This is a genomic window from Shewanella sp. (genome assembly GCF_051658185.1).
In the GTDB taxonomy this organism is placed as follows: domain Bacteria; phylum Pseudomonadota; class Gammaproteobacteria; order Enterobacterales; family Shewanellaceae; genus Shewanella.
Map to the genome: position 1 here is coordinate 1 of NZ_JBOFMC010000443.1, position 1,765 is coordinate 1,765.

Annotated in this window: 1 protein-coding gene and 1 pseudogene; both read right to left on the reverse strand. The window is 45.3% G+C overall.

The window, feature by feature from the left end; translation table 11 throughout:
- Positions 1-349 (reverse strand): annotated as a pseudogene (locus ACRCZA_RS16120) (sodium-dependent transporter); the annotation flags it as partial.
- Between the two features lie 301 nt (positions 350-650).
- Positions 651-1,145: an Lrp/AsnC family transcriptional regulator gene (locus ACRCZA_RS16125; RefSeq protein WP_438675402.1), complete on the reverse strand. Its 495-nt coding sequence runs from the start codon at positions 1,143-1,145 to the stop codon at positions 651-653.
- Between the last annotated feature and the right edge of the window lie 620 nt (positions 1,146-1,765).

Below are 1,765 nucleotides of genomic sequence, written 5' to 3' on the forward strand. Positions count from 1 at the left end.
CAGACAGAATGCTATAGAAGGTATAAATTAAGCCTGCCGTGATGATGGCAACTAAACCGATGGCATAACCTGAGTGGCGGCTGCAACGATTGCGCCCCAGTTTTGCCATCGTGCCGGCGGGGTGAGTTTGCCCGTAGCGGCCGATCATCAGTTCGGCCATTAACATCGGAATGCCGAGGACAAAAATCAACACGAGATACACCAGCAAAAAGGCCCCACCACCGTGGCTGGCCGCCTGAGTTGGAAATCCCCAAATATTGCCAACCCCCACGGCGCTTCCCGCGGCCGCCATAATAAAACCTAAACGGGAGTTAAACTGAGTGGCCGAACCGCAATGAGTCGATGGCATTGAGCCTTGCATAGCACTTTGCATAGCACCTCCGATAAAAAGAAGGCGTATCTTAGGTTGGTATCCATAAAGTGCAACGCGATATTAGTGCGTAAATTTGTGGATGTTTGGCAATAAAATGCTGTTTAAGTGAATATATTGATTTTTGATATCAATATATTGGCATAATCCAGCATTTATTGCGAGAAGTAGCTAATCCAGCTCCTTTTTTAGCGGATCCTTGCGCCGAGATAAAATCCATTATTTGTGATCTTACCAACAAAAAGAGGGGAGCTTGTCTCAGCGATAAGCCAGTGGATCCCTAGGTTTGGATGTGCCCTAAGGGGATGGCAGTATGATCTTTGACTTTTTTTAAGACAAAGCTGGAATGCACTCCCGCGATATGGGCATTGGTGGTGAGCTTATCCAATAAAAATCGCCGGTAGTGTTCCATGTCTTGTACCAACACTTTAAGTTGATAGTCGGCCTCGGAGCCGGTGATCAACGCGCATTCTTGCACTTCTTCATAATCAAGAATACTGGCCTCAAATTGCTGCAGGATCGCCGGGGTATGCTTTTCCATTCGCACATGGATGTAGGCGGTAAGATGCAGATTAAATTTATCCGCCGCCAAACGTGTGACGTAGTCAGCAATAAACCCCGCCTCTTCTAACGCTTTTACTCGGCGTGAACAGGGGGATGGCGATAGGCCGATTTTGGTTGCCAGTTCGAGGTTAGATAACCTGCCGTGACTTTGGATCAATCGTAAAATCGCCAGATCGAGTTGATCAAGCTGGTGTGGGGTCGCTGTGGTCATGGCAAGTTTGAGTTTGGCTAAATCTCCTCGTAGTTTGCCAGTCTTCTGTGCTTTTGCCAAAAAAAAGCATTTAAGCATTGCGAGCAGGGTAAACGGGGCTGCCGTGATGCTGAGAATGTTGTTTATACCGACAGGCGGATTAATGCCTGTTTGCTCACCACTTGCTGTTAGCTTTTGTTCAATCTGAGCGGTGAACAATCAAAAAACAGTGGCAGGTTTACGCTGCTATTAGGGGGAAACATGGCCGTTTTGAAAGGTATTATCGAGCTGTTATGCCATTCTGGCTACCTATTCTTTGTGATAGCCATCAGTCTGAGTGAATCACTGAATTTAGTTAGTTGATAAGTGATGCTGTATCAATAGAGTAGGGGGTTAATTTTCGAAATTGAATCGACGAAAACATTGTGCTGTAAAAAAAACAAACCACGTACTGGCTAAATAAAGATTATCTGGTTGGTTCAAAAAGTTAGGTACCAATATACATGTAATCCAACCTATTAAGTCCGACTAAGGCTTGGTACACTTAAAAGATATGACTATCTGAAAGCCAAGCCAATGACGATCGAACAAAGCCATAACTTACAACAACTAAGAGCCTTAGCAGTAAGCCATCCAGAGGT